Here is a 22433-nt window from a genome sequence, read left to right as displayed (position 1 = left end):
ATCAAAACTTTGCAGTTAATCCAAACCTAAAACCGATTTGAAGCATAGACTCGGGAAGAGGCTTTTGGTTACTTTTGGCCTTCAAAAGTAACAAAGGAATAGTGGAAGGAGGTCTTCGGGAGATTCTGCTGTGGAGTTGATCCTTTTTTAACCGCGAAGTGCGCAAAGGACTCGCAGAGGGCAAAGAAAAAATTAATGATTGATATTACTATTTTATCTTCATTTCCATTCCTCGGAATTAACCCCTTTTTCCAAAAGAACAGGTTGCTCCGAGGTACATGACATTTTTTGCTCACAAAACATGGGTTAAAACCCATGTCTATTCAAGGCATTATCCTTTCAGGATGTTTCTTTGTGATTCTTTCATTCGAGTATGAAACTTCTGTAACCACGGAGTGCGCAAAGGATTCGCAGAGGGCACAGAAAAAACTAATCAGTCAGCATGGAGGGAAACTCCCTTGAGAATATGTGGTTTTTGGGATGCAGTCGTAGCCGTAAAAAATGACTTAGCTCTCGAGTGGGCGAGGGTGATCCAGTCATTTTTAGGTGAAGACAAATCACAAAAATCAAATCGGTTATCAAAACTTTGCAGTTAATCCAAATCTAAGACCGATTTGAAGCATAGACTCGGGAAGAGGCTTTTGGTTACTTTTGGCCTTCAAAAGTAACAAAGGAAAAGTGGAAGGAGGTCTTCAGGAGATTCTGCTGTGGAGTTGATCCTTTTTTAACCGCGGAGTGCTCAAAGGACTCGCAGAGGGCACAGAAACTACTAATGAGTTAGCGTGGAGGGAAAATCCCTTGAGAATATGTGGTTTTTGTGATGCAGTCGTAGCCGTAAAAAATCACTTAGCTCCCGAGTGGGCGAGGGAGATCCAGTCCAGTGCAGTTGATATTTTTTTAACCACGGAGTGCGCAAAGGTCTCGCAGAGTGCACAGAGACGACTAATGAGTCAGCGTGGAAGGAAACACCCTTGAGGATATGTGGTTTTTGGGATGCAGTCGTAGCCGTAAAAAATGACTTAGCTCCCGAGTGGGCGAGGGAGATCCAGTCATTTTTAGGTGAAGACAAATCACAAAAATCAAATCGGTTATCTAACTTTTGAAGTTAATCCAAACATAAGACCGATTTGAAGCATAGACTCGGGAAGAGGCTTTTGGTTACTTTTGGCCTTCAAAAGTAACAAAGGAAAGTTGGAAGGAGATCTTCGAGAGATTCTCCTGTGGAGTTGATATTTTTTTTACCACGGAGTGCGCAAAGGTCTCGCATAGGGCACGGAAACACAAAATCGTGGATTAATCCCTTCCAAACTTTTTATAGATGAGCGTCCTTTTAGCCCCTCGAAGGTTTTCCCCCATACCTATTAAATGTCAACGATTCTTTGATGATTCTGCCCGGTAGCGGCAAATAATTATTCGCTCGAAGTGGATGTTATGATCTGTGAGATCATTCAACCTTTTCACTACAAAATGGGGCTACGCTCTACAGGTGTTACTTCCAAAAACACAGCAAACCAAAGCATTATAAACTGGTTGCTTTTTTGTTAAAGTATGGAGGTTCGAAAAGTATATTGAATGCCAAATACACATAATAGTATATGAAAGTCCCAATGAAAAATAGTGTTTTAAAATGAGTACAAAAACTACTCACTTCCCTATCTTTGCAACTTCAAAAGGGTGAAAAGGTGGATAAATTTTATTTTTGACATTTTTTAAGCCCTTTTATTTTAAATTCTGCAAAAAGTAATCGCAGATAACTAATTCGCTAAGATCCTAGATTGATGGTAATTTCAGACTAAGTGTCTGTTTTTATTCATTCGATTATGGGACTGAAAGAGCGAAGCTGTATCTTGAGTTTAGAATTTAAAATGGTAAAATTTATAATTTTATCCTGTAGCAGTAGTAGATGAAAATCATCTAGATATCTCACAGTGCTATAATTAAATTTTTATTTTCAATCCTCACATAAAATCAGTAATCCTAGATGTCTGTAATTAATGTAGTCCTTTCAGGAGGTGTGGGATCAAGGCTTTGGCCACTTTCCCGTAAATCCCAACCCAAGCAATATCTGCCAATTTTTGACGCAGAAACATTATTTCAAAAAACCATCAAGAGAAACGTATCGTTTTGCGATCAAGTGATGGTAGTGGGTAACGTAGAAAACTTTGAACTGTCAAGGAAGGATTTGCAGAATGCTGGGATTCCAAATTACACAGAAATAATCGAGGCTTGTCCAAGGAATACTGCAGCAGCAATAGCTTTTGCAGCATTTTCCGCTCAACCGGATGATATTTTATTTGTAACCCCGTCGGATCATTTGATAGAAGCAGGATCTGACTATCAATTGGCAGTAGTTAGAGCTGTGCAGCTTGCTGCTGAGGGTTTTATTGTCACTTTTGGACTTAAGCCAAACAAGCCTGAAACTGGTTTCGGTTATATAGAAGCAGAAGGTGAGGAGGTTAAGGGATTTAGAGAAAAGCCCAATGTAGAAACTGCTGAGGCATTTTTGAAAAATGGCAACTTCTACTGGAACTCTGGAATGTTCTGTTTTCAGGCAGGAGTGTATCTTGACGAATTGAAAGCATTCGAACCGGAAGTATACAACACTTCCAAAACTGTTTTTGAATCAGCCATTTCAGGTAAACTCGATTTCGATCTATCGATGAAAATACCTTCCATTTCTGTGGATTACGCAGTGATGGAAAACACTAAAAAAATCAAAGTAGTTAAGTCTTCTTTTTCCTGGTCTGACATGGGTTCTTTTGAATCTATTTATGATCATTTCAAAAGCCAAGGACATAAGGTAGATAGCAAAGGTAATATGGTCATTGGAACCAAGGTTCACACCGAATTTCTGGGGCTAAAAAATACAATGTTTATTCATACGCCTGATGCTATTCTAATTCTTAAGAAAGACAATGCTCAAGATGTAAAGAAGGTGTTTGAGCGATTGGAGAGGGAAAAATCGGAATTAATTTAAAATTTTAAATTCTCAAAATCAGCAGGAATTGAATAAGGACACTAGAATTTATATCGCTGGCCACCGAGGAATGGTAGGTTCAGCAATTTGGAGAACATTGACAGGAAAAGGATATACCAATCTTATTGGTAAAACTTCAACTGAATTGGACTTGAGATCTCAAACTCAAGTAGCCATTTTTTTTGAAACAGAAAAACCTGAAGTGATCATTGATGCTGCAGCTAGAGTAGGAGGTATATTGGCAAACAATAACTATCCCTATCAATTTTTGATGGAGAATATGCAGATTCAGAATAATCTTATTGATTTTTCCCTTAAAGCTGATGTTCAGAAATTCATTTTTTTGGGATCATCCTGCATTTATCCAAAATTAGCACCACAGCCTCTTAAAGAAGAGTATCTACTGACTGGACCTTTAGAGCCAACTAATGAGTGGTATGCGCTGGCGAAAATTGCCGGAGTTAAATCCTGCGAGGCAATTCGCAAGCAATTTGGTAAGGATTACATTTCCCTTATGCCTACCAATTTGTATGGTACTTATGATAATTTTGATCTTAACACTTCCCATGTGCTGCCTGCTATGATGCGCAAGTTTCACGAGGCCAAGGAAAACGGAAATACTCCGGTTGAACTATGGGGAAGTGGTACTCCGATGAGAGAATTTTTATTTGTGGATGACTTGGCCGACGCAGTAATATTTGCATTGGAAAATAAGTTTCAGGAGAACCTGTACAATGTAGGCACAGGAACAGACCTGACCATAAAAGAACTGGCTGAACTAATTCAAAACGCTGTAGGTCATACTGGGGAAATTCTTTGGGATTCAAGTAAGCCCGATGGTACTCCAAGGAAATTAATGGATGTATCTAAAATGGAACAGGAAGGTTGGAAGGCTAAAGTGGGATTGAAGGAAGGAATTCAGCTTACCTATCAGTGGTACTTAAAGAATCAAGAAACATTCAAGCAAGTGAAATTGTAATAATTGTGACACAGAGTCTCACGGAGAAACCACAGAGTCAAGTGGAGTTTTTTCATAAACATGCTTGAAAAAGAAAAATTAACAGAGCTTATATTATGTTGTGCCTTCAAAGTGCATTCCAAACTTGGACCTGGACTTTTGGAATCGGCATCTCAAGCTTGTTTAAAATATGAATTAGAAAAGGAAGGTTTATTGGTAGCCTGTCAAGTTCCTGTTTCATTAATTTATGATGGAGATTAAAATTGAATGTGGATATAGAATTGATTTGCTCGTTGAAAACCAAGTTGTAACGAACTTAAGGTAGTTGAGAAATTAACTCCAGTTCATACAGCACAGATTTTAACGTATTTGAAATTTTCTGGATGTAGAGTTGGACTGGATCTGAATTTCAATACAACGAGTCTAAAAGAAGGAATAAAAAGATATATACATTAATTAAACTGTGAGACTCTGAGGAAACTCCGAGGAACTCCGTGTAATAAACTATGAAAACTGCATTAATCACCGGTGTAACCGGTCAGGATGGTTCTTATTTGGCAGAACTTTTATTAGAACAGGGTTATATGGTTCACGGGATCAAGCGAAGAGCTTCCTCCTTCAATACCCAAAGAGTTGATCACCTGTATCAGGACCAGCATGAGAGTTCGGTTCGCTTTAAGATGCATTATGGGGATTTGACTGATTCTATGAATATCATTCGAATTATTCAGGAAATTCAACCAGATGAAATCTACAATCTAGGCGCAATGAGTCACGTGAAAGTCTCATTTGACTCTCCAGAATATGTGGCTAATGTGGATGGTCTTGGAACTTTAAGAATCCTTGAAGCAGTAAGAATTCTAGGTCTGGAGAAGAAGACTAGAATTTATCAAGCTTCAACTTCTGAGCTCTATGGTGGAATGCCAGAGAATAAGAACGATAAGGGATTTTACGATGAAAGCTCCCCTTTCTATCCACGATCGCCATACGGAGCTGCTAAAATTTATGGTTTCTGGATCACTAAGAACTATCGTGAAGCATACGGAATGTTTGCCTGTAATGGAATACTTTTTAACCATGAATCTCCGCGAAGAGGAGAAACATTCGTGACGCGAAAAATCACCATGGCTACAGCGGCAATTGCGATGGGAATGCAGGATTGCTTGTATCTAGGAAACTTAGAAGCGCTAAGAGACTGGGGACATGCCAAGGATTATGTACGCGCCATGTGGTTGATCTTGCAGCAGGATAAGCCAGAAGATTTTATAATTGCAACAGGAGTTACGACCAAAGTTCGTGATTTTGTACACATGGCTTTTCACCATGTTGGATTTACCATTCGTTGGGAAGGAGAAGGAGTAGATGAAGTAGGTATTTTAGATTCAATTGATGAACAGAAATATAGATCTGTTACAGGTATCAGTCTGAACGAAGACTCAAATCTCTTAAACTCAGTACTTGTAAAAGTAGATCCACAATACTTCCGCCCTACAGAAGTTGATTTACTTCTAGGCGACCCTACCAAATCCAAAACACAATTAGGCTGGGAGCCAGAATTTGATCTAGCAGGACTGGTAGAAGATATGATGGTGTCTGATGTCAAATTGATGCAAAAAGACATGCACTTGGTTAAAGGAGGACATGAGGTTTATAGACAGTCAGAGTAATATATAGTAAGTACTAAAATAGAATCGATTTATAAATGCTAGTAAACTTAGAAAAAAGCAAAATCGCAATCATAGGACTTGGTTACGTAGGTCTTCCACTTGCTGCTGCATTTGCTGAAAAATACAAAACCGTAGGCTACGATATCAATGCAACTCGAGTAGATCAACTACAGAAGGCACATGATAGAACATTGGAAGTAGCAGATGAGGAGCTGAAGAAAGTTTTGGTAGGTACGGGTCAGGAATTAGATGAGAAAGGAAAGGGATTACTGATTACGGATGCAATAATGCCTGTATCCACTGCTAATATTTATATAGTTACTGTCCCTACGCCTACTGATAGGCATAATAGGCCAGTGCTTACTCCTATGATCAAGGCATCAGAGATGATTGCTAAGGTCTTGAAAAAGGGAGATGTGGTGATCTATGAATCTACCGTTTACCCTGGTGTGACTGAAGATGAATGTGTGCCGGTTTTAGAGAGTATCTCTGGTTTGAAGTATAACGAAGATTTCTTTGCGGGCTACTCTCCAGAGCGGATTAATCCAGGAGACAAGGAGCATACGGTTACTAAAATTCTGAAAATAACTTCTGGATCTACTTCAGAAGTTGCAGAATATGTGGATCAGTTATATAAGTCAGTCATCGTTGCTGGTACGCACAAAGCATCCTGCATAAAGGTGGCAGAAGCTGCCAAGGTAATCGAGAACTCCCAACGGGATATCAATATTGCCTTTGTGAATGAATTGTCCAAGATTTTTAGTCTTTTGGGGATAGATACTCAAGAGGTGTTGGAAGCCGCAGGAACCAAGTGGAATTTCCTCCCTTTTAAACCAGGACTTGTGGGAGGTCATTGCATCTCTGTAGATCCTTATTACTTAGCACAGAAGGCACAGGAACTTGGTTATCATCCAGAAATTATCTTAGCAGGCAGAAGACTCAACGATTCCATGGGTAAGCATGTGGCAACAGAGACTATTAAGCACATGATGCGTAAAGATTTGAAGGTAATAGATTCTAAGGTCTTGATTCTTGGGTTCACCTTTAAGGAAGACTGTCCAGACGTAAGAAATACACGAGTAATCGATATCTATAACGAACTCAAATCTTTCGATATGGATGTTTGTGTGTATGACCCATGGGCAGATGCAGCGGAGGTAAAGCATGAGTATGGAATTGATATCATCAATGGAGGAGCTAAGCCTGTATTAGCAGACTACTCAGCAATAATCCTGGCAGTAGGTCATAAAGAATTTAAAACCTGGGATATCAAAAAATCTGATTCACAGGTAGTATTTGATGTGAAGTCGGTATTAAGTAAGGAATTAGTGGATGCTAGATTGTAATAACAAAGATGTTTAAAAAATTCAAGGAGAAATTAGTAGGTAAGAAGATATTAGTAACAGGAGGAGCCGGTTTTATAGGCTCCAACTTATGTGAAGTACTTTTGAGTTTGGGAGCCATAGTTACTTGTCTTGATAACTTCGCTACAGGACATAAACACAATATTGAGCCATTTTTTGAAAATGAAAACTTCAAATTGATTGAAGGAGATATTCGAGATTTGGCTATTTGTCATAGAGCCTGTGATGGCCAAGACTTTGTTTTGCACCAAGCGGCTCTGGGATCAGTTCCCAGATCTATCAATGACCCAATTACTACCAATGATGTAAATGTGGGTGGTTTTTTGAATATGCTGGTAGCCGCTCGAGATGCTAATGTGAACCGATTCATCTATGCTGCAAGTAGCTCTACTTATGGTGACTCAGAAGCTTTACCCAAGGTGGAAGATGTAATAGGTAAACCGCTATCTCCTTATGCCATAACGAAGTATGTGAACGAATTATATGCAGAGAACTTCTTCAAAACTTATGGCTTAAACACCATTGGATTAAGATATTTCAATGTATTTGGAAGAAGACAAGATCCTAACGGTGCCTATGCAGCTGTCATTCCGCTTTTTGTAAAGCAATTCATGAAGCATGAGAGTCCGGTAATTAATGGTGACGGTACCTTTTCACGCGATTTCACTTACATAGATAATGTAGTGCAAATGAATCTTCTTTGTCTCACCACAGAAAACGATTTTGCCTTAAATCAGATTTATAATACGGCAGTTGGAGATAGAACTACTCTAATTCAATTGTGTGAGGTAATTAAAAAACATCTCGCTACTTACGATAAAACTATTTCTGAGATAGCGATTACTCATGGCTTTAACCGTAAAGGAGATATTCCACATTCGTTGGCATCAGTAGAGAAAGCAAATGAAATGCTTTTTTATCTCCCCTCTCATTCTTTAGATGAAGGTATTAAGGCAACTGTAAAATGGTACTTTTTTAATAAAAATAATAATTAAAGTTGGGTTTAAAAAAAGATTTTGTATATGTAGGAGGATCAAACTTTTTGGTTTTTTCCGCAAGTCTAATTAATGGATTGATATTACCTTCATATTTATCATATGAAGAATTTTCAGATTTAAAGACTTATACATTGTTTTTAAGTTTTGTTGGGTTACTACATTTTGGTTTCGTAGATGGTATCAATGTTATATATGGAGGATTAACGGCAAAGGATGTTAATCCATCAATTTTTAAAGAGCAGCATGATTTTTTTATTTTATCTACTATATTAATTTCAGTTATTGCAATAACGTGTAGTGTTTATTTTGGGGATATGATGTTTATCCTCCTGGCATTATCCATTTTTCCATTAAACATGCAGTCATTTTTTCTTTCATTTTATCAAGCTATAGGAGAATTTTCTATCTATTTCAAGTGTACAATAATTACTCCAATAATTAATATATGTTTCACTTGTAGTCTCTTATTACTAAATATTACTGATTATTATTGGTATGTTTTAGGAAACTTACTTGGAACTATTTTGTCTTTCGTTTTTCTTGAATTAAATAATTCGATTTTTAAAGAAAGAATTATAAATATTTCCATATTTAAGAATATTTTAAAGTATCGTGATATTATAATTTCGGGAATTTTTATTTTATTTGGAAATATTCTTTTTACTATGTATTTTGACGTTGGCAAATGGACAACTAAATTGTTTTTAAGTAATATAGATTTTGCAATTTATTCTCTTAGTGTTTCATTAGTTGGTTTTGTATTAATATTTGTTAGTTCTGTAAATAAAATTTTTTATCCTTATTTGTTCAAGAATCAAGATTCAAATTCTATAAGTCAGATTAGAGTAATTCTTTTATTGGTAAGTGCATTTTCTATTCCATTCTATTTTATATTAGATTTCATTGTTCTTCTTTATCTACCAAATTATGTAGATTCTCTGCCAATTACTGCCATATTAATTACAACAATACCCGGTGTTGTTGTAATTAAATCAATATATGTTAACTTATATAAAATAAAGAAAATTGAACCAAAATTTTTATTCGATAGTATAGTTTACCTTATTATTGCAATTTCATTATCAGTGGTTTCTTTTCTGATTTTTGAATCCTTAAATTCAATTGCGATATCATTCTCAATTTCTATAGGTATATGGCTTCTATTACCGCTTAGTTTAATAAAGTTTAATTTTAAAGAATTTTCTAAGGAATTACTTTACTTTATTTTATTTTTCTATACTTTTTATGAACTATATTATACAAATTACTATTTCTTAATAAAATTTTTAGTTTTTATTTGCATTGTTTTATTATTGAATTTAGTTTTTTTTAGAAAACAATTTCTACAAATATTTATATTTTTTAAGTTGTGATATACCTATTAATAATTCTGTATTTATTGTTTTTTGCATTTTTGTATGATTATACAAATTTCACTAAAGGGAATAGTGTTATATACCGGTTATCGTTTATAATATTTGTATTATTGGCTGGTTTTAGATATAGGGTTGGTGGTGATACTATAAATTATATGATGGTTTATGATGAATTGCCTAACTTGTATGAAATGTTTTCCACAAATGTTCCTTATGTGAAGTTACAGCCCTTTTGGATTTTAGTTGTTGCAATTTCCAAAACTGTAAGTAATGAATTTTTTATTCTTCAGTTGTTACAGGCTTCAATAGTTAATTATGCAATTTTCAATTTTGCCAAATCTTATACTAAGTTTAAACATACTTATTTATTTCTTTATTTTGTTTGCTTCTATGGTTATTTTAATTTTGAAATTATGCGTGAAGCATTGGCTATTTCAATATTTTTATTGTCAATAGAATATCTGCAAAATAACAAGCTTAGAATTTATTTTATTTATTGTATTATTGCACTTATGTTTCATTACTCTGCAATAATATTATTTTTTTTCCCATATTTACTAAAGAATAAACTCTCCTATATTTTGATTGTTTTTGTTTTATTATTTGGAGTTTTTTTTAATTCTATTTTTTATTCTATAATTACATCTCTATCTTTTAATAATGGCCTTGTAGATACATTAATTAGTTATTCCGATTATAAGTATACTTTTAATGGTTTGATCTCATTAGTAATTTTATATTTTGTATATCCATATTGTGTCGAGTACTTAAATAATCGATATAACAGTTATCATAAGTTAAATAATTCATATATCAGATTATATTTACTATTAGGTGTATTATCTACAGTATTTTTTATTTTTTTTAGATTTACAAATTATTTATTTCCTTTAATTTTCATCTATATAACTAATATTGCTCATTCCTTTTTTCGGATTTCATCTTTTCGTTCTTATTATAGAGTAGTTAGTGTTTGCTTTCTGATTTTTGTTGTGGGATTAAATACAAGTAAATATTTTGTAATTCAATATACTGGGATGAATGAAATAAGGTGGTACTCTAAATGGTATCCCTATTATTCTATTTTTAATAAAGAAGAGGATACAAAAAGAGAGGTTTTGTGGGATTTTAATAATAATAAAAATTAGGATATATGAATATTGCATATTCTTGTAATGAAAAGTATATAGTACATACTGGTATTAGTATAGTCTCTCTTTTGGAAAACCAAAATAGGACTGATAATATTTCAATATATCTTTTAGGTATTGATGTATCTTTGGATTCTATAGCTTTATTAAGTCAGCTCGTGTTATCCTATAATGCAAAGTTTTATTATATCGACTTTAATGATATTTCATTTGATCTTGTGGTTAATAATTTGGGAAGACATGTGCCTACGGTATATTCTAAATTATTTTTTGAAAGGATTTCAGCTTTAGATAAAGTTATTTATTTGGATAGTGATATCATAATTAAGAATTCTCTTCAAGAGCTATGGGAAATTGATCTAAAAAGAAATTATTTCGCATGTGTGAAAACTGTAACTAAGAGTTATTCAAATAAATTAGGATTATCTGTAAAAGAGGATTTTTTTAATGATGGAATGGCTGTAGTAAATGTAGATTTAATTAGGAAAGATAATTTATTGAAAATCTTTTTAAATTTTATAGATAAGTGTGATGGAAATCCACCTGTTTTAAGTGAAGGGGTAATAAATGTTTGTTGCAAAGGTAGAATTCTTCCACTCCACCCAAAATTTAATTTAATGTCATCTTTTTTTATGTATTCTCCTCGTAAATTGCTTGATATTTCTTGCCAAAAATTTTATTACTCAAAGGATGTAATTGAAGATGCAAAGAATAATGTAGTTGGAATTCATTACCTTTCTGGTTGGTATAATAGGCCTTGGAATTTAAATTGTTCTCATCCATTAAGAAAAGAATATTTATATTACAAGTCAATCTCTCCATGGTTTGATTTCCCACTTGATAATGCAAAAAAACCTGCTAATATCATGAAAATGTTTTTAATTAAGTTTATACCTTTTAGGTTTGTTGTGTTTTATAATAAATATTATTAAATAAATTTTATGGTTTTATTAATTACAGGTGGTACAGGATCTTTTGGTAATGCTGTGTTGAAAAGGTTTCTTCATACGGATCAATTTAATGAGATACGCATTTTTTCTCGTGACGAAAAAAAGCAGGATGATATGCGTACAGCTTTGAAAAATGATAAGTTGAAATTCTATATTGGTGATGTGCGTAATTACGACAGTGTAGAGCGTGCTATGCGTGGGGTAGACTATGTGTTTCATGCTGCTGCTTTAAAGCAAGTCCCTTCTTGTGAGTTTTTTCCTATAGAAGCCACCCGCACCAATGTATTTGGTACCCAAAATGTAATTGACGCTGCTGATGCAAACAATGTTGAGAAGGTAATTTGTTTGAGCACAGATAAGGCGGCTTATCCTATCAATGCTATGGGAATTTCCAAAGCTCTGATGGAAAAGGTTGCAGTGGCTGCTTCAAGAAATTTGAAGAATACAACTGTTTGCCTCACTCGCTATGGTAATGTTATGGCTTCTAGAGGCTCTGTTATTCCGCTGTTTCTGCAGCAGATAAGAGAGGGATCTTCTTTAACCTTAACGGACCCAAATATGACTCGATTTCTGATGTCATTGGATGAGGCTGTTGAGTTAGTGCTTTTTGCCTTTGAAAATGGTAATGCCGGAGACCTGTTTGTAAATAAAGCTCCTTCCTCTACCATTGGAGACTTAGCTCAAGCTATTAAGGAATTATGCAATGCTAATACTGAAACAAAGATTATAGGTACTAGGCATGGTGAAAAATTGTATGAGACCCTTTGTACCCGAGAGGAAATGATAAAAGCGGAGGATATGGGTGATTTCTTTAGAATACCGGCTGATAATCGAGATCTTAATTATGCCAAATATTTTTCCGAAGGGGAATCATCCATTGATCAAATTGAAGATTATAACTCTCATAATACGGAACGTTTATCTGTTGAAGGAGTAAAGCAACTATTATTAAAATTGCCTATAATTCAGGCAGAATTAAATCGAAATAACTAGTCGTATGTTTAAAGTAGGAATTACGGGTCAAAATGGTTTTGTAGGATCACATCTTTTCAATTCACTTGGACTATATCCTGAAGAGTTTCAGTTGATTATTTTTGAAAGGTCTTGGTTTGATAGCTCGAAAGAATTAGACCTTTTCATATCTAGTTGTGATGTTATTGTTCACTTGGCAGCTTTGAATAGGCATGATGATCCTAATGAAATTTACTCTAGGAATACTGGTCTTTCCTCCAAACTTATTGAATCGTTAGAGAGAACAAAAAGCACTCCGCATGTAATTTTATCTTCCTCAACTCAGGAATCACTTGGAAACATATATGGAGATTCAAAAAAGCATGCCAGAGAGGAATTAGCCGCATGGGCAGATAGAGTAGGGGCTTCTTTTACTGGAATGATAATTCCTAATGTATTTGGACCTTTTGGACATCCAAATTATAATTCATTCATAGCTACATTCTGTCATAAAATTGCCAGAAATGAAAAGCCTTCTATACATATAGATGCCGAGGTAGAATTAATTTATATAAATGAGTTAGTAAATACCATACTAGGAATCATAAGAGACAATATTTCCAAAGAAGAACTATTAGTTCCTTTCACTAGTCAATCGAAGGTTTCAAGCATTCTATCTATTCTAAATAAATTTAAAGAGAAATACCAGGATATGGGTGAAATCCCATCTTTCGCTTCTAAGTTTGAATTAGATTTATTTAATACCTACAGGTGTTATATGGATATAGAAAATTACTTTCCCAGAAAATTTACTCAACACATTGATCCAAGAGGAGCGTTTGTAGAAGTAATTCGGTTAAAAACAGGAGGTCAAGTTTCATTTTCCACCACTGTTCCTGAGATTACCCGAGGCAATCATTTTCATACACGAAAAATTGAGAGATTTGCAGTAATAAAAGGTAGAGCTTTGATTCAGTTACGCAGAATAGGTACCCAAGAAGTCTTGAATTTTGAATTAAATGGAAATGAGCCAGCCTATGTGGATATGCCTATTTGGTATACCCATAATATCAAAAACATAGGGGAGGAAGAATTGTTAACTATTTTCTGGATTAATGAGCACTATGATCCAAAAGATCCGGATACTTTTTTTGTAGAAGTTTAGTAAAGATTTAAATAGCATATAATGAAGAAATTAAAAGTGATGACTGTGGTGGGTACTAGACCGGAGATAATACGTTTGTCACGCGTATTAGATGCCTTAGATGCCTCAGAAGCTATAGATCACATCTTAGTTCACACTGGTCAAAATTATGATTATGAGTTAAATCAAATATTTTTTGATGATTTGCAAATTAGAAAACCTGATTTCTTTTTAGATGCAGCAGGCAAAACAGCAACAGAAACTATAGGTCAAATACTAATCAAAATAGACCCTTTATTAGAATCTGAACAGCCCGATGCATTTCTTGTCCTAGGCGATACCAATAGCTGCCTTTGTGCAATTCCAGCTAAAAAGAGACATATCCCAATTTTCCATATGGAAGCTGGAAATAGATGTTTTGATCAACGTGTACCTGAAGAAACTAACAGAAAGATTGTAGATCATATTTCTGATGTAAACCTTACCTATAGCGATATAGCAAGAGAATATTTGTTAAGAGAAGGTTTGCCTGCTGATAGGATAATAAAAACTGGTTCTCCTATGTATGAAGTATTAGCTCATCATAATGAGAGAATTATTTCCTCAGATGTTCTTTCTAGGTTGAATTTAAAAAGGAGAGAATTTTTTGTTGTATCAGCACATAGAGAGGAAAACATAAACAGCCCTCGGAATTTCATTGGGTTAATTACGAGCTTGAATATTCTTGCTGAAAAATTTCAATTTCCTATTATAGTCAGTACTCATCCTCGCACTATGAAGATGATTGAGTCCAAGTCAGTTGAAACTCATCCTCTAATAAAATTCATGAAACCTTTAGGCTTTATAGATTATAATGCCTTGCAATTGTATTCCTACGCTGTATTATCTGATAGCGGTACTATATCTGAGGAAAGTTCTATACTGAATTTTCGTGCCTTAAATATACGAGACGCTCATGAGAGACCTGAGGCAATGGAGGAAGCATCTGTGATGATGGTCGGAATGAATTCTGATCGTATTTTGCAGGCAATCAGTCAACTTTCTCAGCAGGAAATTGGTGAGTCTAGAAACTTTAACCAAGTAGCTGATTATAGCATGACTAATGTGTCAGCAAAGGTTGTGAGAATTATTATTTCTTATGTGGATTATATAAAAAGAAATGTTTGGCACGAAAATCAGATTGATGGATAATAGAATTTTATACTTTGGTAATTTTAAGTTTCCTCATGGAAATGCAGCAGGTTCAAGAGTTTTAGGAAATGCCTATTCATTACGGGATTTAGGTAACAAGGTGACATTTGTCGATTTTGATGAAAATGTTAAAGCAAATGCTTCAATCCCTAAAGTTTATGATAATTTCAATTGTTATAGTTTTGCTTCTCCAAGGATTGTTGATAGAATATTTTTTTTTAAATATTTAAATGAAATAAAAAGAATTATAGAGAAAGAGAAGATTAACATACTAATAATGTATGGAAATCCCGTTGTATCAATTATTCAATTAATTTTAATTGGCTATTGTAAACGGAACAACATTAAATTGATTATAGATATAGCTGATTGGCACTCAGCTAATTCCGGATCATATTTAATTAGAATAGTGAAATATTTAGACATTTCATTTCGTATGAAATATTTAAACACAAGATCAGATGGAGTTATCACAGTAAGTTCTTATCTCAAGAATTACTATAATTTAAAAGGGTTAAACTCAATCGTAATTCCTCCTTTGATAAATAAGAATAAATTCGTGAATTTAAAATTTGAATTAAATCCAAAGTTACTAACATTGATTTATGTTGGTCAGCCGTTTCCAAACAATAATGGTCGTTCAGTTTCTAAATCTGCATACAAGGATAGATTAGATATTGTAATTGAATCTCTATTTAATTTGAAGAACAGAAGATTTATATTTAACATTTATGGAATTACAAAAAAAGAATATTTACAAGTGATCAATGATCACCATGAGATTTTGAAAGATTTGGAAGATAATGTGATTTTTCATGGAAAAGTTGAGAATTCATTAATATTAAACTTTATTTCAAATTCTGATTTTTCGATTTTATTTAGAGAAAATAGTAGATTGTCAAATGCTGGTTTTCCAACTAAGTTTGTTGAAAGCGTTTCTTGTGGTACTCCAATGATCACCACATTTACTAGTGATTTGGAAAAGTATATTTCAGTAAATAAGTTAGGTTTTGGAGTAAGTCCTGATAGTATTAGTGATTTTAGAGATTTACTAGAAAGGATTTTAACGATTAGCAAAAATGATATTCTTGAAATGAAAAACCATTGCTTTAATAGTCATGTGTTTTCATATGAGAATTTCACAAAAGATTTTGAGAAATTTTTAAAATTAATTTAAGGTTTGAGAATTATAATTTTTGACAACGCTTATTGGAATATACTCAATTTTCGAGGAGATTTGGTGAAATCATTAATTCAAAATAAGCATGAATTAATTGCAGTTGCTCCTAGATCGCCAATTTTTCAAGAAGAATTAGAGAAATTAGGTGTTACATGCATCCCTATCGGTTTTAAGGTAAACGCAATTAATCCTGTTTCAGATTTGTTTCTTTGCTTGCGCATTTTAATGTTTTTTATGAAATATTCAAAGCCTGATGTTGTTTTGACATATACTATCAAACCTAATTTGTATGTAACACTTGTTGGCAAATTGTTTGGTCTTAAAGTTATTAATAATATTAGCGGATTAGGCTCTGTTTTTATTAATAAAAGTATTATCACTAAAATTGTACTGATAATATATAAGGTAGTATTTAGTTTTTCTTATTGGATCTTTTTTCAAAATAAACATGATTTAGCATTCTTTAAAACAAAGAACTTTTTAAATGAAAATTATTCTGTTATTCCTGGCTCAGGAGTTAATTTAGAATTATTTAAGCATGAAAGATTGAAAAACCCAGGAAAAAAGTTTCTTTTTGTAGGTAGAATAATTGGTGAAAAGGGGATTAGAGAGCTTGTAAAAGCTGCTCATGAGCTTACACAAGAATTTCATGATTTGATATTTTATTTTGTGGGGGAAGTGGGTTATAAAAATGTTTCCGCCATTCCTACTTCCGAAGTAGAACAATGGAAAGTTAATAATGCTAATTTCCATTTTATGGGTAAAGTTCATAATATTCGAGAATATTATGAATTAGTAGATATCATGGTTCTTCCGTCCTATAGGGAAGGACTTTCCAAAAGTTTAATTGAAGCATCCGCAATGAGTCTACCTATTATTACTACTAATGTTCCTGGCTGTTCTGATGTTGTGACTGATGGTGAAAATGGATTATTGGTTCAGGTTAAAAGTAGCGAGGATTTATTAGATAAAATGAGAACTATCGTTTTAATGGATGAAACGTATAGAATTAAAATGGGTTCGACTGCTAAATACGTGGCAATAAAAAAGTTTGACGTTCAAATTGTTATTGAAGCATATTTGCAGGTCATAAATATAATTAAATAAACTACCATTATGAAGACAATATTAGTTGGATTAAATGAACTTAATTTTGAGTATATAAAATATTATATATCAAAAGGATGGTTGCCAAATTTTAAGAAATTATTCTCAGATAATAGAATAATAGAAACAACATCTGAAGACAAATATCAATTATTGGAGCCATGGATCCAATGGGTTTCCATAACTACTGGAAAAACTTATGAGGAACATAAGGTGTTTAGATTAGGTGATATAGTTGGGAGGAATGATTTGAAACAAATTTTTGAAACAATAGAAGATAAAGGGTTCACTGTAGGAGCTGTAAGTCCGTTTAATGTTGATAATCGATTAAAATCCCCAAGTTTCTTTGCCCCAGATCCCTGGACCCAAACCAAAGCAGTTGGTTCATCTATCTTTGTAGGTTTAAGCAATGCTGTTTCCCAAGCAGTAAATGACAACGCCCATGGTAAATTGACAAAAGAATCTATTATTGCATTGCTCAAAGGAATATTGACATATACCTCCTTTAAAGATTATTCTTTTTACTTTCAGAAATTGTTGAAAATTAAATCCCAGGTGGGTGTGAAAGCTATAATTCTGGATAAATTACTGGCAGACACTTTTATCGTGGAATGGGACAACAAAAAGCCAGATTTTTCTAATTTATTTTTAAATACTGGAGCACATTTTCAACATCACTATATGTTTAATTCGAGTGCGTATAAAGGTGAACTTTCCAATCCTGCCTGGTATTGTGCCAAAGGCCAAGACCCTTTATTTGAAATACTAAAAGTTTATGACCAAGTAATTGGAGAACTAATGCTAAAACCTGTAAGATTGGTCGTGGCTACTGGTTTGCATCAAAAGCCTCATAAGCACACGACCTTTTATTGGAGACTTAAAGAACATCAGCAATTTTTGAGGTTAATAGGTATTGATAACTTTACAAGAGTTACGCCGAGAATGTCAAGGGATTTTTTAATTGACTTTTCTTCCGAAAAAGAAGCTGCTTTATCTCAAAAGTTATTGAATTCTTATACTGCTGAAAAAGATAATATAAAGGTTTTTACCGTCGATAATCGAGGAAAAAGCCTTTTTGTGGAACTTACGTATCCAAATGATATAGTTGATAATTTTAGTATCGTAGGTAATACAAAAATTGAAAACTTCAAAAACCAAGTTTCCTTTGTTGCTATAAAAAATGGGGAGCATGAAGGGATTGGTTATTTGATAGACACTGATAACAGAATTAAGCATGATAGAATAGAACTTAAAGATCTTTATGATTTTCTATTGGAAGATTTTGTGACCAAAAATAATTGATTTTGACACATATAATATAATAGTATATAGATCTATAGCAATTATCACAGTAGCCATGTTGCAACAGGAGGTGATAGGTATGACATATAATACCTTATTGTTCTTATCGTTAGATAGTGATTATAATTTTAATGAAATTATCTGAAAATACAATTGACTGAACCAACTCTTATTCCCATATCGATCTATACAGATGAAAGAGGTGAGTTGCGTTAATGTAACGAGTATGATCTACTAACGGCAAGGAGATTCTATTCAATTGAATTTGGCGAAAAAGATCAAGTCAGGGCTTGGCAAGCGCATAAGGTGGAAACCAAGGCTATAATTCCAATTTCAGGAATAACGAAAATTGTATTGGTAGGAATTACTGATTTCGATACAGGACTAAAAGGAGAAACATTTGAATTTGTGTTGGATGCAAGCTTACCTACCGTTCTGTTGGTTCCGGGCGGATATGCTAACGGACTTCAGGCAAAATCAATCAATTCATCATTAATGATTTTCTCAAACTTAAAACTAGATGAGGCGAAGAATGATGATTATAGATTTGAGAAAGATCTATTTTATAATTGGTAATTAAATGAAATATAGACTTTTAACTTTTTTAGTGGCATTTTTTGTTTCTGAGGTAGCATTTGCTCAATCCTTACCCGCTAATTTTCCTGTTTTGGAGGAAAATGCAAGGCGAAGCCAATTATTGGATTCCCTTCATCAGCCTAACTCATTTTTGCTCAGACCATTTTTAGCAAATTCCAACCTTTATAAATTTTCAAATAAGCTGGTGAATACCGACATTTCAATTCGGCTAAGTCCAATTATAAACACCATGCGAATCAGCTCCAAAAGACCCTATGGATGGGGAGATAATGGGATGATTCCCAATCCAGGTTTTCAGACCTATTTTTCTGGCGGGGTAGAGATAAAGTATAAGTTTATCAACCTAACTTTTAGACCAGAGCTCGTATTTGCTCAAAACAAGGGTTTTGCAACAAATTTAGATCAATTTTCTCCCGCAGAATTGAAGAGTAAATTTATCTATTGGAATCAAGGAGACTTTCCTGAAAGGTTTGGTAAGGGTTGGGTTGCTAATCCCTGGTGGGGACAATCAAAGCTAGCTTTCAATTATGGCGCTTTTGAAATAGGAGTAGCTACAGAAAATATCTGGTGGGGACCAGGTCAATTCAATGCGCTTACATTTTCAAACAATGCCCAGGGATTTCCGCATCTGACACTGAATACGACTAAGCCGGCAAAAACCTATATTGGGAATTTTGAAACACAGCTTATCATCGGGAAGCTCCAAAACTCTGGTCTGGATCCTTCACAATACCCTGAGCTGAATTCTGAATATTTTAGACCGTTTTCAGGTGACTGGAGGTATTTAAATGCTTTAATGTTTTCCTACAAACCAAAATGGATTCCGGGTTTATTTGTAGGCTTTACCAGAACGTTTCAGCAGTATTCAGAATCCATGGGAAATGGGTTTTTGGATTATTTCCCTGTTTTCTCGGGAGTCACCAAAGATGCCTATGGTTTTGATAAGGATGCTAATGGACAGGATCAGCAGATTTCTGTTTTTGGGAGATTTGTCTTACCCCAATCTAAGTCTGAACTCTATTTTGAATTTGGTCGTAGAGATCATGCCAAGAATTGGCGAGAATTCACCTTAAATCCTGAGCATGCTAGAGCTTATATTTTGGGTTTTGTACAGTTGTTAGATTTAGCAGCTAGTAAAGAAATGCTTCAAATCCGTGGTGAGATGACCCAGCAACAGGAATCCGTCAACAGGTATATTAGATATGGAGGATTAGGAGGAGGTTCAACTTGGCATACACATGGAATAGCCAGAGGCTTCGTACAACAAGGGCAACCTTTGGGAGTTGGAATAGGAGTAGGATCAAATATACAGACGTTGGAGTTTTCTTTAGTTGAGGGATTAGATAAAATGGGGATTCAGTTAGAACGCTTGGCAAATAATCAGGACTTTTACTACAAGGCTCAGCTTCAGGATACTGAAAGAAAACCTTGGATAGATTATTCCATTGGTTTTCTCTTTGACAAGAAATTTGACAATCTCCTGCTTAGTTCTAAGCTTCAGTTTATCCACGCCAAAAATTACCAGTGGCAACTGGATCCGGATAGTACGCCGGATTTTTCGAAAGGGGAGAATATGACTTCGTTTTTAGCTCAGACGAGCTTGATTTATTTTTGGAATAAGTGAGGATTATAACCGTGGAGTAACAAAGAGGTTAACGCAGAGTCCCGTTAGCTATCGTGACACCAGGAAAAAAGATATTTAAACTTAATATTCGATAAACGAGACCTTCCAGATTTTTGAAATCTGGAAGGTCTTTTTTTGTCCTATATTTAGACAAGCCGCCGTTGATCATTTTTATTGTCGAATCACTTATAAGGAATTTTTCACTTTTGCTGGTTTACAATTCCTAAAACTATTGTAGATAACAAATTAGGTTTGAACACATCTGTGTAGTTGTGCCACAATTAGGGGGCAAAATCATAAGTTTTTGCTCGGAAAATAGATTAATTCAATTCAATCATTAATTAATCACTTTATTTTTCGACTTAACTTTTTTGCTATTCATGTCTCTATTAGATTCATTTACCATCGATTTTCAAGAAATCAATTTTTTAACATGATTACTATATTATTAATAAATCCTTTATGGTAGGTCTATTGCATTAAATTTTTTTAAATTTGCAACTCTCAAACCAGCTAAGTATGTTTTTTTTATACGCCGCCCTAACTGCCTTTTCGGTAGGCATTTTGATAACACCAATACTAATTAAATTTTTGCATAGGTTGAATATTGGAGATCAACCTGGAGGTAGGAAAATTCACTCTTCTTTTATCCCTTCAATGGGAGGAATCTCATTTGTTGTTGCTAGTACTGTTGCTATGGCAATCTGGGGCTGGCAATTTCCTATACCAGATATTCGATATCTATTAGGAGCCATCTTGTTGATGTTTATTGTTGGCTTGCGTGATGATTTAGTTGAATTGAAAGCCTCAAGAAAACTTATGGGCCAATTAGTAGCTGTTCTTCTCGTAGTTGTAGTAGCGGATGTGAGAATTCGTGATTTTCATGGATTCCTAGGCTTAGGTGAGTTGAATGATGTAGTTAGCTATATTTTCTCTGGATTTGTCTTATTCGCATTGACCAATGGATTTAACCTTATTGATGGATTAGATGGTCTAGGAGGAACGATTGCCGTGATATCTTTTAGTTGTCTAGGAGGATGGTTTATAGTGCAGGGAATAGAAAGCTACGCCTTGATTTCTTTCGTTTTCCTAGGAGGAGTATTGGCATTTTTGGCTTTCAATTGGCATCCTGCCAAAATTTTCATGGGTGACACAGGTTCTTTGACACTTGGCTTTACCTTGGGGACACTGATCATTGCTTTTATGGGCATTAATGAAGGTTTACCTGATGGTGCATTCCTGAAATTTGAGTCAACCTTTGCTGCAGGTGTAGCCTTGATGATGTTTCCATTATATGATATGGGAAGAGTATTCATCAGAAGGATTTCTCAAGGTAAAAAGCCAATGAGTCCAGACAAATCGCATGTTCATCACTTTTTGATGAGGATTGGTTTAAAGCATGATCAAGTTGCCTTGCTTTTAGGCTTTTTGCAACTTGGTTTTATTGGATTGGTGTATTTGATGAAAGATTTCTCAGATAACTTAGTCTTACCGATAATCATCTCCTTGTCCATATTTTTAGGCTATAGATTAGATGCAGTTACAGTTCGCTACCTAAAGAAAAAAGTTGCTCTTCAGCCTAGAATTTTAGAAGTCAGACCAATGAAGATTCACCAAAAATCTAAGATTAAACTTAATAAAAGTGAGTTTATGGAGTCTTCGAATGTTGATCTTAATTAAGTTTTTGTTTACCGCTGAGGTCTCAGAGGCCACGCAGAGAACGCAACAGGTACTTTATTTTCTTCCTTGTCAATTGATTTTGGAAATTGATCATTGAATATTTTTTCACCGCTGAGGTCGCAGAGGTCACGCAGAGAACACAAAATTCCTTCAAGTATATTGTTTTATCAATTACGTTGCGCCGTTGCGCCGTTGCGAGAGACTGATTGAATTTGG

The 22433-nt window shown here is 34.3% G+C and carries 18 protein-coding genes and 1 pseudogene; 18 read left to right on the top strand and 1 reads right to left on the bottom strand.

The window, feature by feature from the left end:
- The first annotated feature begins 1981 nt into the window (after window positions 1-1981).
- The 18 genes and pseudogenes from BVH02_RS20175 to BVH02_RS20090 all read left to right on the top strand — a co-directional run bounded on the left by BVH02_RS20175 (window position 1982) and on the right by BVH02_RS20090 (window position 22217).
- Window positions 1982-2977: a mannose-1-phosphate guanylyltransferase gene (locus tag BVH02_RS20175; protein WP_086503279.1), complete on the top strand. Its 996-nt coding sequence runs from the start codon at window positions 1982-1984 to the stop codon at window positions 2975-2977.
- Between the two features lie 28 nt (window positions 2978-3005).
- Window positions 3006-3956, top strand: coding sequence for a GDP-L-fucose synthase family protein (locus tag BVH02_RS20170; RefSeq protein WP_086503278.1), 951 nt, complete (start codon window positions 3006-3008; stop codon window positions 3954-3956).
- Window positions 3957-4016: 60 nt separating this feature from the next.
- Window positions 4017-4391 (top strand): annotated as a pseudogene (locus BVH02_RS20165) (GxxExxY protein).
- 50 nt (window positions 4392-4441) lie between these two features.
- Window positions 4442-5602 carry a GDP-mannose 4,6-dehydratase gene (gene gmd, locus BVH02_RS20160; RefSeq protein WP_086503277.1) on the top strand — a complete coding sequence of 387 codons (1161 nt, stop codon included), beginning with the start codon at window positions 4442-4444 and terminating at the stop codon, window positions 5600-5602.
- A 35-nt stretch (window positions 5603-5637) separates the two neighbouring features.
- Window positions 5638-6948 (top strand): nucleotide sugar dehydrogenase, encoded by a 1311-nt coding sequence (locus tag BVH02_RS20155; protein ID WP_086503276.1) that lies wholly within the window; start codon window positions 5638-5640, stop codon window positions 6946-6948.
- Window positions 6949-6956: 8 nt separating this feature from the next.
- Window positions 6957-7961: an SDR family oxidoreductase gene (locus tag BVH02_RS20150; RefSeq protein WP_086503275.1), complete on the top strand. Its 1005-nt coding sequence runs from the start codon at window positions 6957-6959 to the stop codon at window positions 7959-7961.
- A gap of 2 nt (window positions 7962-7963) precedes the next feature.
- Complete coding sequence (locus BVH02_RS20145) at window positions 7964-9337, top strand: MATE family efflux transporter (RefSeq protein WP_086503274.1); 1374 nt, start codon at window positions 7964-7966, stop codon at window positions 9335-9337.
- Window positions 9334-10488, top strand: coding sequence for an EpsG family protein (locus BVH02_RS20140; RefSeq protein WP_086503273.1), 1155 nt, complete (start codon window positions 9334-9336; stop codon window positions 10486-10488). The genes BVH02_RS20145 and BVH02_RS20140 overlap by 4 nt, the downstream gene beginning before the upstream one ends.
- Window positions 10489-10493: 5 nt before the next feature.
- The gene (locus BVH02_RS20135; protein ID WP_086503272.1) at window positions 10494-11423 is read left to right on the top strand and encodes a glycosyltransferase family 8 protein; all 930 of its coding nucleotides are present in this window, start codon (window positions 10494-10496) and stop codon (window positions 11421-11423) included.
- Between the two features lie 9 nt (window positions 11424-11432).
- The gene (locus BVH02_RS20130; RefSeq protein WP_086503271.1) at window positions 11433-12434 is read left to right on the top strand and encodes a polysaccharide biosynthesis protein; all 1002 of its coding nucleotides are present in this window, start codon (window positions 11433-11435) and stop codon (window positions 12432-12434) included.
- Window positions 12435-12438: 4 nt separating this feature from the next.
- Window positions 12439-13557, top strand: coding sequence for a polysaccharide biosynthesis C-terminal domain-containing protein (locus BVH02_RS20125; RefSeq protein ID WP_086503270.1), 1119 nt, complete (start codon window positions 12439-12441; stop codon window positions 13555-13557).
- 21 nt (window positions 13558-13578) lie between these two features.
- Window positions 13579-14727: a non-hydrolyzing UDP-N-acetylglucosamine 2-epimerase gene (gene wecB / locus BVH02_RS20120; protein ID WP_086503269.1), complete on the top strand. Its 1149-nt coding sequence runs from the start codon at window positions 13579-13581 to the stop codon at window positions 14725-14727.
- Entirely contained in the window at window positions 14720-15904 is a 1185-nt protein-coding gene (locus BVH02_RS20115) for a glycosyltransferase (protein ID WP_158093918.1), read from the top strand. Before wecB ends, BVH02_RS20115 begins: the two co-directional genes overlap by 8 nt.
- Before the next feature lie 3 nt (window positions 15905-15907).
- Entirely contained in the window at window positions 15908-17014 is a 1107-nt protein-coding gene (locus BVH02_RS20110; RefSeq protein ID WP_086503267.1) for a glycosyltransferase family 4 protein, read from the top strand.
- Between the two features lie 9 nt (window positions 17015-17023).
- Window positions 17024-18316 carry a hypothetical protein gene (locus BVH02_RS20105; protein WP_086503266.1) on the top strand — a complete coding sequence of 431 codons (1293 nt, stop codon included), beginning with the start codon at window positions 17024-17026 and terminating at the stop codon, window positions 18314-18316.
- A 306-nt stretch (window positions 18317-18622) separates the two neighbouring features.
- Entirely contained in the window at window positions 18623-18892 is a 270-nt protein-coding gene (locus tag BVH02_RS20100) for a hypothetical protein (RefSeq protein ID WP_086503265.1), read from the top strand.
- A gap of 4 nt (window positions 18893-18896) precedes the next feature.
- Entirely contained in the window at window positions 18897-20537 is a 1641-nt protein-coding gene (locus BVH02_RS20095; protein WP_086503264.1) for a capsule assembly Wzi family protein, read from the top strand.
- 519 nt (window positions 20538-21056) lie between these two features.
- The gene (locus BVH02_RS20090) at window positions 21057-22217 is read left to right on the top strand and encodes a glycosyltransferase family 4 protein (protein WP_086503263.1); all 1161 of its coding nucleotides are present in this window, start codon (window positions 21057-21059) and stop codon (window positions 22215-22217) included.
- 22 nt (window positions 22218-22239) lie between these two features.
- On the opposite strand, the gene BVH02_RS21690 is transcribed toward BVH02_RS20090, so the two are convergent.
- Window positions 22240-22433, bottom strand: a 194-nt coding sequence (locus BVH02_RS21690; protein ID WP_205635764.1) for a hypothetical protein, incomplete at its 5' end; no start/stop codon positions are given.

It is taken from the genome of Algoriphagus ratkowskyi (assembly GCF_002150505.1).
Classification (GTDB): Bacteria; Bacteroidota; Bacteroidia; order Cytophagales; family Cyclobacteriaceae; genus Algoriphagus; species Algoriphagus ratkowskyi.
Note: the sequence above shows the minus strand (reverse complement) of the source record. Positions and strands in the feature narration are given on the sequence as shown.

Bases quoted from the DNA above. Each gene is read 5' to 3' on its own strand.
- BVH02_RS20175 (WP_086503279.1), top strand. From the start codon at position 1,982: ATGTCTGTAATTAATGTAGTCCTTTCAGGAGGTGTGGGATCAAGGCTT.
- gmd (WP_086503277.1), top strand. From the start codon at position 4,442: ATGAAAACTGCATTAATCACCGGTGTAACCGGTCAGGATGGTTCTTAT.
- BVH02_RS20155 (WP_086503276.1), top strand. From the start codon at position 5,638: ATGCTAGTAAACTTAGAAAAAAGCAAAATCGCAATCATAGGACTTGGT.
- BVH02_RS20150 (WP_086503275.1), top strand. From the start codon at position 6,957: ATGTTTAAAAAATTCAAGGAGAAATTAGTAGGTAAGAAGATATTAGTA.
- BVH02_RS20135 (WP_086503272.1), top strand. From the start codon at position 10,494: ATGAATATTGCATATTCTTGTAATGAAAAGTATATAGTACATACTGGT.
- BVH02_RS20130 (WP_086503271.1), top strand. From the start codon at position 11,433: ATGGTTTTATTAATTACAGGTGGTACAGGATCTTTTGGTAATGCTGTG.
- BVH02_RS20125 (WP_086503270.1), top strand. From the start codon at position 12,439: ATGTTTAAAGTAGGAATTACGGGTCAAAATGGTTTTGTAGGATCACAT.
- wecB (WP_086503269.1), top strand. From the start codon at position 13,579: ATGAAGAAATTAAAAGTGATGACTGTGGTGGGTACTAGACCGGAGATA.
- BVH02_RS20115 (WP_158093918.1), top strand. From the start codon at position 14,720: ATGGATAATAGAATTTTATACTTTGGTAATTTTAAGTTTCCTCATGGA.
- BVH02_RS20105 (WP_086503266.1), top strand. From the start codon at position 17,024: ATGAAGACAATATTAGTTGGATTAAATGAACTTAATTTTGAGTATATA.
- BVH02_RS20095 (WP_086503264.1), top strand. From the start codon at position 18,897: ATGAAATATAGACTTTTAACTTTTTTAGTGGCATTTTTTGTTTCTGAG.
- BVH02_RS20090 (WP_086503263.1), top strand. From the start codon at position 21,057: ATGTTTTTTTTATACGCCGCCCTAACTGCCTTTTCGGTAGGCATTTTG.